The organism is Myxococcus vastator, from assembly GCF_010894475.1.
GTDB classification, from domain to species: Bacteria; Myxococcota; Myxococcia; order Myxococcales; family Myxococcaceae; genus Myxococcus; species Myxococcus vastator.
This window is the reverse complement of sequence record NZ_JAAIYB010000654.1, coordinates 1-3492: the sequence shown is the minus strand read 5'-3', so window position 1 is coordinate 3492 and position 3492 is coordinate 1. Positions and strand designations below refer to the sequence as shown.

The window sequence follows — 3492 nt, the reverse complement described above, 5'->3', positions numbered from 1 at the left end:
CCCGGTGACGGGACGCTGGGAGAAGGCGGGGCTCACCGGTGGGGCGGCGGGGACGCACCGGCTGGCGCACTCGGTGACGTTGCTGCCGGATGGGCGCGTGCTGGTGGTGGGGGGAACGACGGCGCGCGCGGCGGCCACGGCGGAGGTGTATTCGCCTGAGACGGGGGTGTGGACGCTCGTGGGGGCGCCCAGGGTGCCTCGTGAGCACCACGCGACGGTGGTGCTGCCCGATGGCGCGGTGCTGATGATGGGCGGCGAGCACTACACGACGGGAGCGCTCGCGTCGGTGGAGCGCTTCGACTTGAAGATGGAGACGTGGTCCTCCGCGCCCGCGCTGGACGAGCCGCGAGAGAAGCTGGGCGCCCTGGCGCTGGGAGATGGCGCGGTGCTGGTGATGGGCGGCGGCAACGAGGCGGTGGGGATGCTCTCCGAGAGCGAGCGCTATGTCCCGGGCGCTTGTGACGTGGCGCCGTGCTCCGCGCGAGCGCTGGGGGGTGCCAATGCCGTCGTGGAGCGCTCCGCGGCCGGGCAGGGCGAGTGACGCGCGCGGCGAAGCACCTGCGGCGGGCAGGCGCCGTGGGTGACTCCCGCGCCAGGGCCGGGTGAGATGCGGGCATGAACCCGTGGAAGGTGTCGCTGGTGGTGGTGTGCGCGTGGCTCGTGGCGTGTGGTGGCTCGGAGGCGCCGCAGCTCTCCTACGCCGGCTGGGCGGAGCGCGTGGCGGCCTCCGCGTGCGCGTATGAGGAGCAGTGCGGAGCCCTGACGGTGTCACGCGAGCAGTGCGAGGCGGACCGCATCGCCGCCTACGCGGCGGTGGAGCCGGACCTGTCGCGAACCGACACGGGCGCGAAGGCGGGCTGCGTGCAGTGCATGCGCGTGCGCATGGACGAACTCGACGCGGCCACCGCGAGCGGCTGCCAGCAATCCGTCGACGAAGCCCGGTTGCGCGCTGTGTGCGGCGTGGATGGCGCGGCCTGTGCGGGCGTGCCCTGACTCCGGCGATTTCACGGCTGCTCCCTGCGTTCCGGAGTCGCGGGCCTCACGGGGGCCAGGGGCATGAAGGCGTGTGGACTCCGCGCGCGCCACGCGCTTGTGCGTGACAGACTGCGCGGCCATGCGCACCCGGACCCTGCTGCTTGCCCCGTTGCTGCTCTCCACTTCCTGCGCCACCGTCGCTCCGACGGCGCAGGCCCCGGCCGCCACCCAGGCCGAGGCGAAGTCCCCGGCCCCCGAGCGTCCCTTCGGCACCCTGCGTGAGCAGGCCCAGCGCCAGCAGGCCTGGCTGGCCGAGCGCCTGGAGAAGGCCCTGCCTCAGCTCATGCGCCAGCACGGCGTGGACATGTGGGTCATCCCCATGCGCGAGTACAACGAAGACCCGGTCTTCAAGGCGCTCGTCTCGCCGACGACGTTCGCCGCGCGCCGCCGGACCATCTACGTCTTCTTCGACCGGGGCCCGGAGCAGGGCGTGGAGCGGCTCGCGCTGGGCGGTGGCTCGCAGGGCGGCATCTACACGCCGCGCCGCGCGCAGCGACAGGTGGACGGCGGCGGCGTGAGTCGGCAGGCGGAGCTGTGGGGCCCCGAGCAGTGGCAGGTGCTCAAGCAGGTGGTGGAGGAGCGCCAGCCCAAGCGCATCGCGCTCAACGTGTCGCGCACCTTCGCCTTCGCGGACGGCCTCACCCATGGCGAATACGAAGGCATGGCCGAGGCGCTTGGCCCGGACTGGGTGAAGCGCTTCACCTCCGTGGATGGGCTGGCGGTGGACCTCATCGCCTGGCGCAGCGCGGACGAGGCGCGCTTCTACGAGGAGCAGACGAAGCTCGCGTGGAGCATCATTGAGACGGCCTTCTCCAACCAGGTCATCACCCCGGGCGTCACGCGCACCCGCGACGTGGAGTGGTGGATGCGTCAGCGCCTGGCGGACCTGGGCCTGAAGACGTGGTTCCAGCCGTCGGTGGACCTCCAGCGCCAGGGCGTCACCGAGCAGGAGCTGGGAGACGACCCCATCATCCAGCGCGGCGACGTGCTGCACTGCGACTACGGCGTCACCGCGCTGGGGCTCAACACCGACACCCAGCACATGGGCTACGTGCTGCGCGAGGGCGAGACGGACGCGCCCCAGGGGCTGAAGGCCGCGCTGAAGACGTCCAACCGGCTGCAGGACATCGTCTTCGAGGAGCTGCGCCCCGGCCGCACGGGCAACGACATCCTCCGCGCCTCCCTCGAGCGGATGCGCGCCGAGGGCATCGACGGCACTGTGTACTCGCACCCCATTGGCCTGCACGGCCACGGCGCGGGCCCCATGGTGGGCCTGTGGGACCGGCAGGAGGGCGTGCCCGGCAACGGAGACCACAAGGTGATTGCGAACCAGTGGTACTCCATCGAGCTGCAGGCCACGTCCGCGGTGCCGGAGTGGAACGGTCAGCGGGTGCGCTCGGCGCAGGAGGAGGACATCACCATCGACGCCGAGGGCCGCGTGCACTGGGGCTGGAAGCGTCAGACGGGCTTCCACCTGGTGCGTTGAGCGAAGTCTCGCGGAACTCAACGCGCGAACCCTGGTCCGAGGCTGAGCCCCGGCGACAACGCCGAACCCGTGCCCCGCCACTTCCGGCGCCGGGGCCCTCGGAACCCGGCGCCGGTTGCAGTCAGGGGTGCGGAGTCCCCGTCATGGACTGGAGCAGCGTCACCAGTGCGCGCTTCTCCTCGTCCGTCAGCTCCAGCGGCACCATGGTCTCCGTCTTCAGGCCCACGAAGCTGCCGGCCGCGTCGCCGCCCTCGTTGTAGAAGTCGACGACCTCCTCCAGCGTGGCCTGGGCGCCGGTGTGCATGTACGGCGCCGTCAGCGCCACGTTGCGCAGCGACGGCGTGCGGAACGCGCCCTCCAGCGTCGCCGGGTCCGCCTGGGTGCGCAGCGTCTGGAGCCGCGCCGCGATGGTGCCGGTGGGCGCGTCGCTGTAGAGACCAGCGGCGTTGAACTCCCAGTCCAGCAGCGGCGTCAGCGCGCTCCACTGCCCGCCCGCGCCCGGGCCGCTGTCCTGCACGCCGATGTTGTGGAACAGGTCGTCGGAGAGCGCCGGCCCCTTGTGGCAGATGATGCACTGGCCCTTGCGCAGGAACGTCTTCAGCCCCAGGTACGCTGGGTCCGCCTCCGCCTGGCCGGCCTCGGCCGCGGTGATGAAGCGCCGCACGTCCGTGTCGAAGGGCGCGTCGATTCGCACCAGCGTCCGCTCGTAGGCCGCCATCACCTTGCCCACGTTGGCCAGCAGCGCCGAGTCCGTCTCGTCCGCGGGCGCCTGGCCGAAGAGGGCCTGGTACTCCGTGGTGTACGACGCCACCGCGGTTAGCCGGGCGCGCACCACCTGCGCGTCCGCGTTCATCTCCACCGGGTTGAGCAGCGGCAGGATGGCCTGGCTCCAGAGCCGGTCCGCCCGTCCGTCCCACATGAACCAGCGGTTGTAGGCCACGTTCAGCAGGGTGGGCGGGTTGCGCTGGGAC

General features: G+C 71.9%; 4 protein-coding genes. 3 read left to right on the top strand and 1 reads right to left on the bottom strand.

Going from position 1 to position 3492, the window contains the following annotated elements; genetic code table 11:
- From G4D87_RS35590 to G4D87_RS35580, 3 genes are all read left to right on the top strand, one after another.
- On the top strand, positions 1-541 hold a 541-nt coding region (locus G4D87_RS35590; protein WP_240358870.1), incomplete at its 5' end, for a Kelch repeat-containing protein.
- 74 nt (positions 542-615) lie between these two features.
- Positions 616-993, top strand: coding sequence for a hypothetical protein (locus tag G4D87_RS35585; protein WP_163787185.1), 378 nt, complete (start codon positions 616-618; stop codon positions 991-993).
- Between the two features lie 121 nt (positions 994-1114).
- On the top strand, positions 1115-2521 hold the full coding sequence (locus tag G4D87_RS35580) for a M24 family metallopeptidase (RefSeq protein WP_163787183.1): 1407 nt from the start codon (positions 1115-1117) through the stop codon (positions 2519-2521).
- Between the two features lie 121 nt (positions 2522-2642).
- Here the strand turns inward: G4D87_RS35580 and G4D87_RS35575 are convergent.
- Positions 2643-3492, bottom strand: an 850-nt coding sequence (locus G4D87_RS35575; RefSeq protein WP_163787182.1) for a cytochrome-c peroxidase, incomplete at its 5' end; no start/stop codon positions are given.